This window comes from Shewanella sp. SM71 (assembly GCF_025653905.1).
In the GTDB taxonomy this organism is placed as follows: Bacteria; Pseudomonadota; Gammaproteobacteria; order Enterobacterales; family Shewanellaceae; genus Shewanella; species Shewanella oncorhynchi.
In genome coordinates this window covers 67,087-83,554 of record NZ_JAKKRW010000009.1, presented here as the reverse complement: position 1 = coordinate 83,554, position 16,468 = coordinate 67,087, and the positions used below count along the sequence as shown (strand labels likewise).

Below are 16,468 nucleotides of genomic sequence, written 5' to 3'. Positions count from 1 at the left end.
AAAAAAAGCGCCCTTAGGCGCTTTTTGCTTCAGTTACGACAATTAAGCGTAAACGAAGTCAACATGTTCAATGATTGGCTTGAACACGTGGCGTTGCATAGCTTGTGCACGAACACCCACTTCTTTACCATCAACAACGATAGTCAGAGTAGAAGTGTAGAAGTCAGCATTAGCTTGAATGTTAATGATATCTTTGTGATCAAAAACAATAGAAACTGGCTCTTTGCCTTGGCCATAAATAACAGCAGGTACTTTACCAGCATGGCGTAGGCGGCGGCTCGAACCTTTCCCTATTTCAGTGCGGGTTTGTGCTTGGATAGTGTAAGACATGTGTTTCTCACTTAAATTTAGAGTAAAAAGTTGCCGGCATTTTCGACCAATGACGGCTCATATAAAGCGCGCGAATACTAACATAGATACCCAAGGCGCACAAGAATACCGCAAGCCCTCTATTTATCGGCGTCAGCGTTAGCAAAACAGACCGCTATTTATCAAATTGAGGAACTTGTATCTTGGCTGTTACGGCAGAGAAAAGGCTTTGATCTCAAACAAAAAACACGAGATATAGATCACACTGGGAAATTGAGAAGCCTGTTAAGCTCGGGCAAATTTCGATAACTGCTGTGTCAAAAAATGCGTCATGCGCTATACCAGTTACAACAAGAAAATAGACTTTCATGCCAACTGGCCCGTGAACTCGTCTCTCTTATCGAAACCGTTCCTTATCAGCAAAATACCCTCGAATTAAAATTCTTAGAATTGCTTGCCTGCACCCAACAAAAAAACCGCAGCTTGATCTTACTTATGCAAATTATTGAGTCTGTCGATATTGAGTCGCAGAGGCAAAGACAATATCAATTTTCACAACGTCTCAGCCTATTGATCTGTGATTGGCAACAACATAGAGAAATGAACAAACTCAATCAACAATTTATCCCGCTGCTCAGACATTACTTGATCGAATCGCAAGCCTTGGAACAAGATTTTTATCAGCAGATCCAACAACAGATCATTGCTACCAGTGCCTTACCGGACCACAATCGACGTGCACAAAGCCAGAATTAGGATAATAACCCACACCACCGAGTTTCAGGGATAAAGCCGCTTCTCTGAGGGTTTTTAGTTTAACGCTAGGGATCGCTATGTCCATCGCCATGCCGCGCATGTGATAACTCTTCTTAGCAACTCCGCCACTGTGGCTCACGAGCATGGCATTGGTTTTTGGTGAACGGTAACCAGAAATTACATGGATTTCATCGTTGGTATTCAAGGTTGTTTTGAGCGAGTGGAGTAAATCAAATAAGCGCTTATCCATAGGTGCTGCCACATTCTGACGATGATCCCGCAGCAAATGATTAAAATTGTCTAACACCTTGCTCTGATAATGACCATCTACCCAGTAACTACCATCATCGCGCTCGCCAGTATGACGATTAAACAAACTTAACTCGCGGATCCCTTTGGTTGAACGGCTGGCAACTGCTTTTGAGGGAATAAAGGAACATAATGCCACACCACTAAGGCCTAACAATAACTGCCTACGGGCAGGACATATTAAAGTCACATGATCACCTTTTGTATGCTTTTTGGTCACTAGTAAGGCAAATTATACTGAATAAGCCCTAAGATCAAGTTTTGCCAACCCCATTCTGAGTAGGATTTCAAAATGCCAAGCGAGTTCAGATGCTTATCTTGCTCAGCTTTACAGCACAAAAACGTTAATGTTGTTCCAAAACCGTGGCAGGCACAGCATTCGTCAGCTCAGGTTCCAAATGATAAATATCGCGACGGTATTGCTCCTGCCCACTATCGTCTAACCATGCAGTCCAGTAAACCAGATGCACGGGCAACTTTTCGGAAAGTGAAAACCACTGGGGTTCAGTAATACCAGGGGCTAACTTGTCCCATAAACGTTTGTCTTTTACTAAATGCTCTTTAAACCACTGGGCTAATTCAGTGGCTTTTTCAATACGAATACAGCCAGATGATAGTGCCCTATCGTCCTTTTTAAAGAGACTTGGCTCAGAAGTTCCATGTAAATAGACACTGAAACTGTTATCAAAGTGAAACTTATATTTACCTAATGCATTCTTCGCCCCAGGGCGTTGTACAAGCTGATAGGGAAACGAAGCGCTGGCTAAGGCCTGCCATTCCTCTGGCATGCGTTGCACCCGTTGACCGTTATAATCGTACACATCAAATTGACGTTCATTAAGATAATGACCATTTCGCTGAATTTGCGGCAGAATGTCCCGCCGTAAAATGCTGCTAGGCACTCGCCAACTAGGGTTAAGCACCACGCTAGAAATCTGACTGTCCAAAATCGGTGTTTGCCGAGAAGATTTACCCACAATAACCTTGGAACTTAACACTGGCGTACCATTATCGACCAACGTCATCTCAAAAGCGGGCACATTAATCAGCAAATAACTCGGCTCTAATTTACGTTCAAACACTCTTTGTCGAATAGTGTTTTTAGCTAATAGTACCGCCCTCGCCCTTGGCGATTGGTTCACCCAAAATAAGGTCTGCTTACCTATCACCCCGTCCTGTTTTAGCCCATGCTTTTGCTGAAAGCGCTTAATGCCAATCATAAGTTCTTCGGTATAAACTTGATTCACTCTAAGCTCAGTGGCTAAGTCTCCCAATATCCACACACGCTTTGCTATGGTATCAACGATCTGATGACTCATTCCTAAGGTTAGCTTTTCATCTAGCACTAAAGTTTCCCATGGTTCAATTGTGTCCAATTGCACTAAATGGGCGATTTGCTTAAGCACCCTTTGATATTGGGGATCCACTGGAATAACGGATGAAACCGTCTCTGGGGATCCAGCGTTGTTACATTCTGCGGATGTCATCACATAATGCCAGTAACCGGTAACATCAGCTTGGATTCGTACTAAATCAGCAGTAGATAAGGTATTAGGAGAAAGTGTTAAGTCACGATAATGCTGGCCAAATACTGGATTAACGCCTGCGAGATCCAATAGCAACACCTGTGGCACTAAGGCCGCAAGCGGCAGCACAGCAGTAAGATCTTCAGCTTTACCCTCAAGATTTGGCTGCGCAGCAATACTCGAATTTGATGTTACGGATTGAGCGCCATCAGCTGCACCTACCTTTGGCACTAAAATTATTGGAATACAGAAAAAAAGGCTGAGTAATAGTTGTTCTAGATTGCGCCTCGTCGGCATAGGGTTAATCTGCAATGCTTTCAAGTTCGCGATGTTGAACTCCTGCTCTATCAATTTGAGTTCTCTCACGTTTAGCGTTACACGCATGGATGGGGGCAAATAGCGAATGATCTTTTTCAATATCATAAATACTCCCTTAGCTATTTTTAAGGTCACCTGAGAGCCAGCGGTTATATCAATCAACAACACTATGATATGACTATTCCATGGAGATCAATTAATTACTAGGGGTTAACTCCAGATAATGAAAAGAAAAATGCCACTGAGGTCGTCAGTGGCATTGATATTAAACAAACTCACATAAATATGCTGATCAAGTGTTCGTTAGCAAAAAGACACCAGATCTTCTTCGACAAATTGCTCTGGTAATTTCTGTAGGCTACGTAACATCAACGGATTTGCCAACACCATTGCCATTTCTTGACGATTGAGTAAAGCTAATGCGCTCTGTTGACAACGAGCTTCATGCACCTTCACATGCACTATGGCTTCCATCGCTTCAATTGGTGTACCCGCAGCACGCAAAGGCTGTTTATCCACCATTGCTAAATGCAATTCCATCAACGCAGGGTCTTTAAGTACCTGTGCTAACGTCCAAGGCTCAGCAATGTGTCTTTGGTAAGCGGCGCGCGCTTCTTGCGCTTGCAGACAAATTTGCGCAGGGTTACGTTCTTCTGGTGTTGCAAGAATACCAGCACGCTTGAACACTTCGCCAATTTTAACTGAACCTGTCCATGCCGAAATAGGCACAGCAATCCACAGACCGATCAACGCCGGACTCATCCAAGCTAACAAAGTCAAAGAATCCAAAATAGCCGCATAACCTAACATCACACCTGCCAGCATATGCCAGCGGTGACGATAGATTAACGTCATCCAAGGCATACTGCCGTCATCACGACGTTGCGGCGACCAACCACTGTCACGCCCCATCAGAATTGACATCACAGCACCACAATGGATAAACATCATGATAGGTGCAATCAGCGCTGAAAGTATAACCTCAAAGATCACACTGAATATCGCTTTAATTCGACCACCAACACTGCGAGCAAACTCACCGTCTTTAAGCAGCAACAAGACACCGAATACTTTAGGGCCAAACAAAACCCCCATAGTAATGTAGAACAATCTTAATGCCCTATCCGAGTCCATGATGGGCCAAGTCGGGAACAGTGAAAATTGATCGGTGAAATATTCAGGTCGAATAAAGTGTGCCTGCAGGGCTAACATCAAACCAGTCAAAATCAACATCAACCAGAAAGGAGATGACAAATAAGCCATGATACCCGTCAGTAAATGTAAACGGCTTACCCAGTGCAAACCTTTAGTTGGCAAAATACGCGAATGCTGCAAGTTACCTTGGCACCAGCGACGATCACGCACGGCTAAGTCGATAATCGACGGTGGACATTCTTCGTATGAACCCGGTAAGTCATAGGCAATGACCACACTCCAGCCCGCACGGCGGATCAGCGCAGCTTCAACAAAGTCATGGCTCATGATATGACCACCAAAAGGTGGCTTACCCTTAAGGTTGGGTAATCCCGCCGCGGTCATAAAGGCTTCGGTGCGGATAATGGCGTTGTGGCCCCAGAAGTTACCTTCTTTTTGTACCCACCAGCCTAAACCGGTACCAATTACGGGACCATAAATACGCGCCGCAAATTGCTGTAAACGGGCCATTAAAGTGGTGCCATTGATCAACGACGGAATCGTTTGGATCAAACCCGCATCAGGATCGGCCTGCATGCGCTGAGCTAAGCCAGTGATGGTTGAAGACTCCATCAAACTGTCGGCATCAAGCACTAACAAGTGATCATAACGCGACCCCCAACGACGGCAAAAATCGGCTACGTTACCCGCTTTACGGGCGACGTTTTTACGACGGCGACGGTAATACACCCGCGAATGCTTATGGGTTTCTTGACGCAACACCAGAAACGCCTGCTCTTCGAGTAAAGCAATATCGGGATCCGTAGTATCACTTAAGATAAACCAATCAAAAGCATGACCGTGACCCGTTTGCGACAAGGTTTCAGCCATCACTGAAACCGCCGAGAATACCCTATCAGGAGATTCGTTATAGGTCGGCATCAAAATCGCGGTTCGCGTATGCAGTTCAGTCACTTGCAAATCTTTTGCCCGCGGTTTTCGCAGTAAAATTAAAAAACCTGCAATACCGCTACAAAACGCCAAAGCAATCCAGCAGAAGTTAACCGCAAACAGCACTAGCACTAAATATTCCAGAGGAGTAATTCCGCCAATGCTAAATACCGCCCCCATTTCATAGATAGCAAACAAAGATAATAATAAAGCCCCACCCACCACAAACACACGACGGTAGGTACGCGAGCGTACCCCATCAGCCACAGTGCTACGGCGAGGGAATCCCTCTGGCATCTTACTTAAATTTTGGGGTTCCATAGCGCCAGGCCGTTCATTTGGCATAGCACTACCACCCACGAGGACTTCCGTCTCGAGTACCGAGTTATCGGATACAGTCATATCATGTTGCTCCGTCATGAACCTTACAGCGTCCAGCGATAGAGCCAGGTTTCAACCTGACGAGGAGTTGGGAACTTAAGTTCAGCGCGCAGTTCGATAAGATCTTTATCTTCTGGCTCTAATTCAAAAGCTAAGCGATAGCCATTTTTAGCGGCATTACGGGCAATCACCACATTCGTGACCACACCACCAGAAGCTTCAACTTTAGCGACTGGCATTTCATCTGTCATCGGACCTTCAACTTGATAGTCGACCACAAATAAACGTCTTGGAGTCGCCTTAGCAATATCGGCACGACCACTGGCAGAGCGAGAAATATGTACGGCACCGACTTTCGCAGCAGGTTCTTCACCCCAACTCATGCGATAGGCAAAATGAAATTCACCGCCAGCAGGAATAGGCTGACGTGGTTTCCAATAACTAACAATGTTGTCATGAATTTCAGACTCTGTCGGAATTTCAGTCAACACCACTGAACCTTGCCCCCAATTACCCACAGGCTCAATCCATAGGCTTGGGCGACGTTCGTAATGGGCTTCTAGATCTTGATATGACGCATAGTCACGCTCACGTTGGATCAGACCAAATCCCTGAGGCGAGTTGTCAGAAAACGCACTGACTTGTAACTGACGTGGATTAGCTAATGGGCGCCATAAATGCTCACCACGACCATTTAACATCAATAAACCATCAGAATCATGTACTTCAGGTCTAAAATCATCGGTGTCGTGACGACCATTGAGTGAATGTAAGAACATGCTAGTACTTGGTGCTAAACCGACTTTGCTCAGCTCAACACGAGGAAACAGTGTCGCTTCTACATCAATCAAGGTGTTATCACCGGGACGGACAGAGAAAGTATAGGCACCTGCTACGCTTGGGCTATCTAACAAGGCATGCACAACAATCAAGTTGCTGTCATTGTGTGGACGCTCAACCCAGAAGGCGCGAAATATCGGGAATTCTTCCCCTTCAGCGTCAGCCGTTTTTAACGCCAAACCACGGGAAGATAAGCCATAGGCGTTACCTTTACCTAAAGCGCGGAAATAACTCGCACCTTGGAATACCATAAGCTCGTCAAATACACCGTTCGTATTCAGTTGGTTATGAATACGGAATCCTGAGTAACCAATGTCGTCATTCGGCAGCGCTTGAGTAATCACTTCACCCGCGGTGAAATATTTAGGCTCATAGGCTAAATGCGTTGCATTCTGACCTTCTACAATCGCAATCTCGATCAGATCTTGAAAATAGAAACCACGGTGGAACATTTGCATTTGAAATGGCACGCCCTGATCACGCCAAATAGACGCAGTCGGGTTAAAACGAATATCTCTATATTCATCGTATGACAGTTTAGCAAGGCCAGCTGGCAAAGGATCTTTGAGGGTCACATAAGGTTTCGCTGCCAAACGTTTTGCAATCTTCACGACAGTTTCGCTATCAAAAGCGCCTGTCTTAGTGAATCTGATTTGATTTTTTGTACTGGGCTGAGAAATCACTTTCGGTGGAGTAACCACAGGAACTGCCTCGGCGGGTTTTGTCTCTTCAGCGTACGCGACACCAGACAAGGCGACTACAGCGCCTAGCGTCAGTGAACATATGAGTGACGAATAAGGTTTGGACGATGGGCAACGCAACAAGCTAACCATAGATAGGTAACCTAAAAAATAAACTAAGAAATCAATGTTTTTTATGTATACAGTGAATTTTTTTCACTCTGATTTAGGGATGAAAAAAAACAGTTGCTTACATATCGCGAAAGATATCAGAAGGAGAAAAAAACTCATAAATAAAGATGCAGTTAACCCCTTCTACACAATACTATTTGAGAATAAGCTTATACCAAAAATGAATATTAAAATAACATTATCATGCTTATTTCTGTTTTCAAAGTTACAAAAACAAATTAAGTGATCCAAATGCTACATTATTGAAAGTAAAATGAGCCTTTTTACGCCTCAACTAAGTGTTGATGATCTTAGATGAAATATCACAATAAGCGAATCAATCCGTTGGTAAGCCTAAGGATTAACACTAAGACAGCAGGAAAATTCAAAATTTTACCCGCTTAAATGTATCAAAACAACTGAGCTGATGTCACTTAAACTGCGGATCTATTTTAACATTTCATTGCCTGAACTATTTTGGCAAAAAAAGTGTCACAGATAATCCACCTTGATCCCTAGGCGCAATCACTAAACGACCTTGGTGCAATTCTATGATGTGATAGCAGATAGACAAACCTAATCCCGCGCCTATGCCTTCATTTTCATTCACACGATAAAAACGTTCTGTCGCATTGGCAATCTGCGGCTCTGTCATGCCTTGGCCTCGATCCGCGACACAAATACAGATTTCATCATCCAAAGCATGGGCCGACACTGAAATTTCCGATTCCTGTGGACTGTATTTACAGGCATTTTCGATAATATTCTTCAGTACAAGTAGCAAATAAAAACGATCACAGGTCACCGTTAGATTGGATGCGATATCGATATTCCATTCATAATCTGTGATTTGTGGCATTAATTGATTAAGCGCATCTTCGACCATAGGCAAAATGGCGTGGGATGACACATTAAGCTCATTAATCGAGTCCACCCTTGCTAATACGAGTAATTGTTCAACGGTATGACTCATGTGCACTACGCCAGCATCTATCGCAGCTAAATGGAATTTCTGCTGCGGATCATCATCAATCAGACTCTCTAAGCCATGTTGATGTAATTTAATCACAGATAATGGCGTTTTAAGCTCATGGGCCGCATCGGCGCTAAAACGACGCTCACGGGCGATAAATCGCGCGATACTATTGATATATAAGTTCAATGCGCGCCGAACAGGGACTAATTCTTTAGGCAATGACATAGTCAACGGGGTCAAATCGTTGGGCGCACGTCCAATTAATTCTCTTTCAAAGGTTTTTAATGGCCGAAACAAGAGATAAAACAAGAAGCTAACAATAATTAATGTTAAAGGCACTACCATTAAAGGCACGATCACGGCGTTATGCATGATTTGCGATACGAGCTCTTGGCGTACTTCATCCTGTTGAGCAGTGACAATCCAAACATGATTTTTAACCGAAAAAAAACTGAACACATGCCAGAGTTCTCCTTCGAACACTTTCTTATGATAACCCTGTACGAATCGACTGATAGGTTGATGACCAATATTATCCGATAAAACTAAGGCTTCACCCGCCTCACTCCAGATTTGAAACGCCAATTTATGCTCATAGGCCAGTTTCAGCGCATCGGCCTTTTCGGCAAAGGAACTGATTTGGCTATCGGGAACGTGGAGCACTTGGGGTATGACGAGATCCTGAGCTGTTGCATTGGGCTCAGTATGATAGAACAACTCCAACATTTTAGCGGTTTGGAGCATTTGCGCATCGAAGAGTTCTTCGATTTGATGCTTAGAATCCCGAGTACTCAACCAGCTAGATACAGCGACGGATACTGAAATACCTGACAAAATTAATAATGTCAGTACCAAACGCAGTGAATACACATCTAGCCCCTTTAATCGAATCACTTCTTTTTCCTAACGACTATGCTTCAAGTCATCACTGCATTATCAGTACCCACAAACGTGGAGCTTGTCACTTAACTCTTCAAATTAATTTATTTCAATCAAGGTATAGCCAATTCCACGCACGGTTTTGATTAATTCATTGGCAAGTTTTTTGCGCAGATGGTGGATATGCACTTCTATTGAATTACTGCCGACCTCATCCCAGCCATAGGTTAACTGTTCTAACTGGCTGCGGGTCAATACACGCCCTGCCGACTGAGCGAGTTCGAGCAGTAATTGAAATTCACGCCGTGAAAGCAGCACATTTTGATCGCGAAAGGTCACTTCACGGGTATTTAAATCGATACACAAAGCACCAATAATCAAACTGTTGTGATCGAGCCCATACTGACGCCTGACGATAGCACGAATGCGCGCGGCTAATTCACGCACATCAAAAGGTTTACCGAGATAATCATCGGCGCCCATGTCTAAACATTCGAGCTTAGTGTCAAAATCCGTATTCGCGGTCAGAACTATTGTGGGAATTGACACTCCCTGCTGGCGCCAAGCTTTAAGCAACTCTTTACCATTACCGTCAGGCAATCCCAGATCGAGCACTATGGCACTGAAGCTTTCATTTTTAACCCCCAGCAAGGCTTGCTGATAACTATTAAGGTGATCAACTTGCATGCCCAGCTTTGCCAAACTCAAGCAAATCCCTTGGGCTAATAACTCATTGTCTTCAACCAACATAATACGCATTCAATGTCCTTAACTGAGCCCTAACGGAAAATACTGAACTTAACACCTTGTTGCTGTAAAAAATCTTCCGCGTCTCGCCCCTGCAGCATAGCCATAGTGGCGAGCATACCTGCAGTCACGCAGTTTGGCCCTAACACAGTCACAGAGCGCGGCGCATGGATAACGGGATAGCCAGTGCGTGGGTCAACAATATGGCCGTAACGCTTTCCATCGACTTCAAAAAAGCGCCGCGTATCGCCACTGGTCGCTAATGCACCCTGACTAATCGCCAGTACACTCGCAGCGTGGTCAAGGTGTCGTGGATCTTCAATTCCCACTTGCCATGGCGTCACTTTGGACACGGGACAAGCGATATCACCGCCAAAATTCACTAACACTGGAATGTCTGGATAACATTCGGCTAACTCATAGGCGACTCTGTCGACCGCATATTCTTTTGCGATACCACCAAAATCCAATTTCATTCCTGTTGGCATCTCAATATGGCGCGAATCAAACTCGATGCGCTCAAATCCCACTAAGGCTTTCGCGGCAAGTATGCGGCCATGTTCGGGCAATTGGGCTTTGGGATCAAAGCGCCACAGTTCCATTAACGGCCCAGCAGAAATATCAAAGAGTCCATCACTGAGCTGAAAACATTGTTTAGCAAAAGCCAATAACTGCCAGGTTTCTTCATCGATAAGCTGCTTATGACCATTGGCATGGTTTAATTGCCACAGACAATTCTGCGCGATAAAGCGACTGTACTTATGTTCGATACGCAGCGCCTCAGTGACAGCCATATCCAACATATCGTCTGCAATATCAAATTGATCGCACCCAATGAGTATTTCACAGGGACTCGCCATGGCCCTAAATTCACCCACATAACCCCAATCACTGCGCTGCAACGAATAAGGTGCGGTCTTTAGGGACGATGTCGACATCATAAATCACCTCTTCACATGGCATCCCACTGGGATTGCGATTGAATAAGTTCAGGGGTAAATTGAGTATGGGTAGCTAAGCTACCCATACAGTTTAACGCCTTGCTATCTGAGCCAGTAGCATTATTTCGTATTAAAAAGAATAACTAAACTGTGCTGTAATTGCCTTCTGAGTCGGAAATAGATCGAAATTTTGCAGATCTCCAGGAATCGTAGCGCCGTTATTTTTCGGATCCTGTTGGTAATACTCTAAGCGATACGACATTTCATGACCGCCCGATAATCTATGGCCAAATTTAACCCCAATCGTATAAGCCGACATATCACCGATACGATAATCGGCACTGGCAAACTCTGGCAGTGGCGTATCAGCCATCAAGAAAGGTTGATAGAAGTTAGCCGCAGTTTGTTGGTAATAGCGCAGATGTAATTGTCCATAGAAGTTGCCGGTAAAGTAATACCGATAATGGGTTTCTAAGGTATGTGATGTGAGGTCCCAGTCATCGGTATTATAACGATAGGAAAAATCCACCACACCCGCATCTAATGCGCCTTTGGTCATCACGTAAAAACTGTGCTTCAAGCGCGAATCGGGGCGGCTCTCATACAATAAATCCTGAGTAATGCCGTTGTTATCCACCACACTGAGCACCTTGTAGGGATCAGTTAAATAGCCATTCACACTCGACAAGCCGTAATTGGCCTGCAACAACCAGCGCTGACTAAGCACTTGGGTGATACCTAACATCACATCCGCGGTCTGCTTATTATCACTGCCACCTTGACGAGTCGCATCGAATGCGCTTCGATAAGCTTCCTCACTGGTGAAGTTATCGCGAATGACCATCGAAGATAAATCCACCGGACGACCGCCAACGGGGTCAACCACATCGAAACTATAAGCCGTACCTAAAAATAAAGTGGTGTTGTCTTTATTAAACCCTCGCTCAATTCCGGCATTGATGCCCATTGACATATAATCAAACTCTTTCGAGCCATATGCGCCAACATTGAGTTTCCAATCAGGTGTCAGCACTTCACTCCAACCGACATTGGCTTGTACACGAGTATCGTGAAAGGTGTCATCTAACGGCGTTTCCCCCGCTGAAACATGATATTGACCATTACCAGATGGTCGAGTAAACGTTTGGCTGGTACTTTGGGCCACAGCGCCCGATGCTGAAGGACCCGTTAGGCTGTCAACCACGAGTTTGAGATCCAGCACACTGTCATCGCCAAAGGCTTTTTGCGCTGTGCCTATAGCTTCGATGGCTTGTACTCTATCTTGCTCACCGTAATACATTAACGCAGCATCGATCTTCCAGTCGTCAGCTTTTTTAGATAATTCAGTCGCATGGCCACTTGTAGCAAACAGTCCACAACTGGCTAATGCGAGAGCACCCGCTATCTGCTTCGATTGTCTTGTATTTATTTGGTTCTTTTTTTGGGTCATAGCTGACAACACCTGTAGGTCATTTCCATCTATTCAATACCGCGGGATTTCGCCCCAGATTTTAGAACATCTGCTCGTCACATTTGTTTTAGTACGTCTGTTCATTACATCTGTGCGTTACATTTATTCGTTACATCTAAGGGCAAATAACACCAACGGAGAGTTTAGTTACAGCCACATCCACCACCGGCAAATGCACGACCGCCGCTACTGCCTTCTTTACTAAAATAAATATGATCATCGAGTGCAAGGTCGAGCTTCTCACTGTCGAGCGCCATATCGCTGCGGGCCAACTGGCCTTTCTCCCACGGCTGCACTCCTAAACTTGAACATCCACTCAAACCTATGATGAGCGTTACTGCGACTAATGCGGGTTTAAGCATAAATTACTCCTTCAGTAAATTGACGAGCTCTTGCTCGTATTCAGCGGTTTTATCGGCATAAAAGCCAACATGATGCTGTACTAACTGACCTTGACGATTGAACATAAAACTGCTCGGCATGCCCAGCAAATCGAAACTGCGAGCGACATCACCTTCGGGGTTAAAACGCACTGAAAAATTGGCAGGGACTTGTTTTAAGAATTCCTGGGCTAACTCGTTATCTGTATCTAGGTTGATTGCCACGACAGCTAATCCCTGATCTTGATACTTTTTTTGTATTTCATTCATCCAAGGAAACGATTTACGGCAAGGGCCACACCAGGATGCCCAAAAATCGACATAGACGACTTTGCCTTTAAACTCACTCAGGGAAACGGCTTGGTTTTGCGCGTTAAACACTTGATAGTCCAGCGATGGCGCGGCTTGTACGCCTGCGGCCAATAAACTGAGTAACAATAATATTTTCTTCATAGCATATTCCGCATTAACGATTACGTTCGAATCTATTAACTGAATCTTAAGGTTTTCTTAAACAAGCTTATATAAGTTTAATTAACCTACTCGCCCAGACTCACCACGCGAATGAACCATAGTTACCAGCATCACCTTAATCACATGAGTGCTGATTAAGTGACCGATTTCATCCAAAATGGCAAATGTGAGACATTTTGTCCCATTAGGAAAAGTGAAATTAGATCTGTGTCATGTTAATTAAATGTCAAAATCAGTTCGGTCACATCTCTTAAAAATTCTTGATATACATCAATAATCTTTACACTCCAACGGCCTAAACTGACACTGTCAATTATGTAAACCCTTACCAATTTACATTTAAATAACAAAAAAGGTTGACCCATGGACACACATGCAGCCCTATATGAACAGGGAAAGGCGCGCTTAGATGCGTTACGCCAATTCGCTCCCCGTCAACAACAATCGCTGATTGAGAAAATGCAACAGCACGGCATTAGTCGCCGTGATTTTATGAAGTGGAGTGCCATGGTGACGAGCATGCTCGCATTACCACTCCCCTTTAGTAACTTAGTGGCCGAAGCTGCCGAATTAGCCGATCGTGTACCCTTAATCTGGTTACATATGGCCGAATGTACTGGCTGCTCCGAATCTTTAATTCGTACCGATACCCCCAATCTAGACTCACTGATTTTCGATCATATTTCCTTGGAATATCACGAAACCTTAATGGCTGCAGCGGGTTGGCAAGCTGAAGAGAACCTCGAACATGCACTCGAAACTTACAAGGGCCGCTATTTACTGGCCGTTGAAGGGGCGATTCCGACTGCAAATAACGGCAGTTTCTTAACTGTGGGTTGTAAAGGCCACACAGGGTTAGAAATCATCAAGCATGCTGCTGAAGGCGCCGCCGCGATTATCTCTGTCGGCACTTGTGCGGCGTTTGGTGGGGTGCAAGCCGCTTATCCAAACCCAACGGGGGCTAAAGGCGTGCATGAAGTGGTCAGTAAACCCGTGATTAACTTAGGCGGTTGCCCACCGAGTGAAAAGAACATAGTCGGCACTTTGATGTACTTCATCATGTTCGGAAAATTACCTGCGCTGGATATGTTTAATAGACCTAAATGGGCTTACGGCGCACGGGTACACGATAACTGTGAACGCCGCGGCCGCTTCGATGCTGGTGAATTCGTTGAAGAATTTGGCGATCACGGTGCGAAAGAAGGCTACTGCCTTTATAAAGTCGGTTGTAAAGGTCCTTACACCTACAACAACTGCCCAACCGAGCGCTTTAACCATCACACTAGCTGGCCAGTACTCGCTGGACACGGTTGTATGGGTTGCTCAGAACCTAACTTCTGGGACGATATGGCTGACTTTGAAAAACCCCTTGGCCGTCAACTCCTCCATGGATTGGATGCGACCGCAGATACTATTGGTGCGGTGATTTTAGGCGCGACTGTGGTGGGCATTGGAGCCCATGCCGTTGCCAGTATTTTTGCCAAACCGCTGGAGGAATAACCCATGAGCAAGCGCGTTGTTATCGACCCTATCACACGTATCGAGGGTCACTTACGTATCGAAGTCGAAGTTGATGAAAATAACGTCATCAACAAGGCTTGGTCATCCTCCACACTTTGGCGCGGTATTGAAGTCATTCTCAAAGGCCGCACGCCTATGGATGTTGGCCTTATTGTGCAACGTATCTGTGGCGTATGTACCTATTCCCACTACCGCTGCGGTACTGAAGCGGTTGAAAATGCGTTAGGAATTCAAATTCCATTGAACGCAAGATACTTACGTTCATTAATGCAAACCTCTTTATACATGCACGACCATATTGTCCATTTTTACCATCTACACGGCTTAGATTGGGTTGATGTGGTTTCTGCACTGAGCGCCGATCCTGCTAAAGCGGCACAAGTTGCCCTGAAATACACAGACCATCCCATAGCGGCGGGTGAAGGTGATTTAAAAGCGGTACAAGAAAGAGTTAAAGGCTTTGTCGAAACGGGAAAATTAGGTCCATTTGCCAACGCTTATTGGGGCAACGGCACCTATAAATTTACCCCAGAGCAAAACCTTATCGCGCTATCTCACTACCTTAAAGCGCTTGAAGTACAACGTGTTGCGGCAGAAATGCTAGCCATATTTGGTGGTAAATCACCACATCCACAATCCGTTGTTGTCGGTGGTGTAACTTCGGTGCGCGACATGCTCAGCCCTGCTCGCCTACAGGAATGGAAGCAAAAACATGCGACAGTAACTGACTTTATTCTGCGTGCCTATCAAGCAGATATCGTGATGGCAGCCGAAGCCTTTGGTACTGAGCCTAGCGTGTTGGGCGGCGTAAACGTGAAAAACTTCATGGCGACCGATGACTTTGTGTTAGCCAATGGCGAATACATGTTTAATCAAGGCGTGATCATGAATGGCGACCTTGCTGGCGTCAGTGATGTGAATCCAGATCTGATTGCCGAAGACGTCAGCCACGCTTGGTATAGCGCCGATGCACCGCAACATCCCTATGACGGTACAACGATTCCTAATTACACGGGTTTTGTTGAACGCGACACTGTCTACGGCAAATTGCCAACACTGGATGGTGATGGCAAATACTCATGGGTGAAATCTCCCCGCTATCAAGGTGAGCCTGTCGAAGTGGGTCCACTCGCCTGCCTATTGGTGAGTTATGCCCGCGGTAACAAGGTGGTCGTGGATTCGGTCAATGGCCTGCTCGCTCGCACAGGTCTACCCGTAGCGGCTCTATTTACCACTTTAGGTCGCACTGCAGCCCGTATGTTGCAGACAGTCATCGTCGCCCAAGAAGGGTTAAAAACCTTTGATGCGCTGCTGACGAATATCCAGTCCGATGAATCTACCTATGTAAAACCCAATATTGATCCAAATAAAGAGTATGTAGGTCACGCTATGATCGAGGCGCCACGCGGCATGTTAAGCCACTGGATCCGCATTAAAAATGGAGTGATTGAGAACTATCAAGCCGTCGTACCAACTACCTGGAACGCAGGTCCAGTGGATGCCAACGGTAAAATGGGTCCCTATGAAGCCTCTTTAATTGGCTTGAAACTGGAAGATCCTACTAAGCCCCTTGAGGTGATACGTATTATTCACTCATTTGACCCTTGCATGGCGTGTTCTGTACACGTAATGGATTTCAAAGGCCAAGCATTGAGCGAGTTCCGTGTCAGTCCCAATGGTCAATAATCGAGGGAGGGAACGCAA

At 45.2% G+C, this 16,468-nt stretch carries 14 protein-coding genes; 3 read left to right on the top strand and 11 right to left on the bottom strand.

All coding sequences use genetic code 11. The features are described 5' to 3' along the window. Positions 1 to 42: 42 nt before the first annotated feature. Positions 43 to 330, bottom strand: coding sequence for a 50S ribosomal protein L25 (gene rplY / locus L5L97_RS10845; protein WP_028760163.1), 288 nt, complete (start codon positions 328 to 330; stop codon positions 43 to 45). A gap of 303 nt (positions 331 to 633) precedes the next feature. Between rplY and L5L97_RS10840 the strand changes: the two genes are divergently transcribed. After that, entirely contained in the window at positions 634 to 1,065 is a 432-nt protein-coding gene (locus L5L97_RS10840) for a hypothetical protein (RefSeq protein ID WP_106650352.1), read from the top strand. Here the strand turns inward: L5L97_RS10840 and L5L97_RS10835 are convergent. The 10 genes from L5L97_RS10835 to L5L97_RS10790 form a co-directional block, all read right to left on the bottom strand. Continuing rightward, entirely contained in the window at positions 1,016 to 1,564 is a 549-nt protein-coding gene (locus L5L97_RS10835; RefSeq protein ID WP_028760165.1) for a DUF882 domain-containing protein, read from the bottom strand. The two genes, L5L97_RS10840 and L5L97_RS10835, sit on opposite strands and share 50 nt — an antisense overlap. 154 nt (positions 1,565 to 1,718) lie before the next feature. Then, positions 1,719 to 3,197: a murein L,D-transpeptidase gene (locus L5L97_RS10830; protein ID WP_372832795.1), complete on the bottom strand. Its 1,479-nt coding sequence runs from the start codon at positions 3,195 to 3,197 to the stop codon at positions 1,719 to 1,721. Between the two features lie 324 nt (positions 3,198 to 3,521). Beyond that, a complete protein-coding gene (gene mdoH, locus L5L97_RS10825; RefSeq protein ID WP_105252289.1) occupies positions 3,522 to 5,705 on the bottom strand; it encodes a glucans biosynthesis glucosyltransferase MdoH in 2,184 nt (727 codons plus the stop codon). A gap of 23 nt (positions 5,706 to 5,728) precedes the next feature. Further along, positions 5,729 to 7,357, bottom strand: coding sequence for a glucan biosynthesis protein G (locus L5L97_RS10820; protein ID WP_049821716.1), 1,629 nt, complete (start codon positions 7,355 to 7,357; stop codon positions 5,729 to 5,731). Between the two features lie 490 nt (positions 7,358 to 7,847). Beyond that, a complete protein-coding gene (locus L5L97_RS10815) occupies positions 7,848 to 9,245 on the bottom strand; it encodes an ATP-binding protein (protein ID WP_173245233.1) in 1,398 nt (465 codons plus the stop codon). 84 nt (positions 9,246 to 9,329) lie between these two features. Further along, positions 9,330 to 9,989: a response regulator transcription factor gene (locus L5L97_RS10810; RefSeq protein ID WP_028760171.1), complete on the bottom strand. Its 660-nt coding sequence runs from the start codon at positions 9,987 to 9,989 to the stop codon at positions 9,330 to 9,332. 20 nt (positions 9,990 to 10,009) lie between these two features. Then, on the bottom strand, positions 10,010 to 10,918 hold the full coding sequence (locus L5L97_RS10805) for an FAD:protein FMN transferase (protein WP_263181847.1): 909 nt from the start codon (positions 10,916 to 10,918) through the stop codon (positions 10,010 to 10,012). A 130-nt stretch (positions 10,919 to 11,048) separates the two neighbouring features. After that, positions 11,049 to 12,368, bottom strand: coding sequence for a DUF3570 domain-containing protein (locus L5L97_RS10800; protein WP_263138296.1), 1,320 nt, complete (start codon positions 12,366 to 12,368; stop codon positions 11,049 to 11,051). Between the two features lie 164 nt (positions 12,369 to 12,532). Next, complete coding sequence (locus tag L5L97_RS10795; protein ID WP_028760174.1) at positions 12,533 to 12,751, bottom strand: DUF4266 domain-containing protein; 219 nt, start codon at positions 12,749 to 12,751, stop codon at positions 12,533 to 12,535. A gap of 3 nt (positions 12,752 to 12,754) precedes the next feature. Continuing rightward, a complete protein-coding gene (locus tag L5L97_RS10790) occupies positions 12,755 to 13,222 on the bottom strand; it encodes a TlpA disulfide reductase family protein (RefSeq protein ID WP_028760175.1) in 468 nt (155 codons plus the stop codon). Positions 13,223 to 13,606: 384 nt separating this feature from the next. Here L5L97_RS10790 and hyaA point away from each other — a divergent pair, with 384 nt between their 5' ends. Together hyaA and hyaB are read left to right on the top strand one after the other, a co-directional pair. Beyond that, complete coding sequence (hyaA, locus tag L5L97_RS10785) at positions 13,607 to 14,743, top strand: nickel-dependent hydrogenase small subunit (protein ID WP_028760176.1); 1,137 nt, start codon at positions 13,607 to 13,609, stop codon at positions 14,741 to 14,743. Between the two features lie 3 nt (positions 14,744 to 14,746). Next, entirely contained in the window at positions 14,747 to 16,450 is a 1,704-nt protein-coding gene (gene hyaB, locus L5L97_RS10780; protein WP_028760177.1) for a nickel-dependent hydrogenase large subunit, read from the top strand. Positions 16,451 to 16,468: the final 18 nt, after the last annotated feature.

Coding starts and splice junctions, on each gene's coding strand:
- rplY (WP_028760163.1), bottom strand. CDS start 330: ATGTCTTACACTATCCAAGCACAAACCCGCACTGAAATAGGGAAAGGT.
- L5L97_RS10840 (WP_106650352.1), top strand. CDS start 634: ATGCGTCATGCGCTATACCAGTTACAACAAGAAAATAGACTTTCATGC.
- L5L97_RS10830 (WP_372832795.1), bottom strand. CDS start 3,197: ATGCCGACGAGGCGCAATCTAGAACAACTATTACTCAGCCTTTTTTTC.
- mdoH (WP_105252289.1), bottom strand. CDS start 5,705: ATGACTGTATCCGATAACTCGGTACTCGAGACGGAAGTCCTCGTGGGT.
- L5L97_RS10820 (WP_049821716.1), bottom strand. CDS start 7,357: ATGGTTAGCTTGTTGCGTTGCCCATCGTCCAAACCTTATTCGTCACTC.
- L5L97_RS10810 (WP_028760171.1), bottom strand. CDS start 9,989: ATGCGTATTATGTTGGTTGAAGACAATGAGTTATTAGCCCAAGGGATT.
- L5L97_RS10805 (WP_263181847.1), bottom strand. CDS start 10,918: ATGATGTCGACATCGTCCCTAAAGACCGCACCTTATTCGTTGCAGCGC.
- L5L97_RS10800 (WP_263138296.1), bottom strand. CDS start 12,368: ATGACCCAAAAAAAGAACCAAATAAATACAAGACAATCGAAGCAGATA.
- L5L97_RS10795 (WP_028760174.1), bottom strand. CDS start 12,751: ATGCTTAAACCCGCATTAGTCGCAGTAACGCTCATCATAGGTTTGAGT.
- L5L97_RS10790 (WP_028760175.1), bottom strand. CDS start 13,222: ATGAAGAAAATATTATTGTTACTCAGTTTATTGGCCGCAGGCGTACAA.
- hyaA (WP_028760176.1), top strand. CDS start 13,607: ATGGACACACATGCAGCCCTATATGAACAGGGAAAGGCGCGCTTAGAT.
- hyaB (WP_028760177.1), top strand. CDS start 14,747: ATGAGCAAGCGCGTTGTTATCGACCCTATCACACGTATCGAGGGTCAC.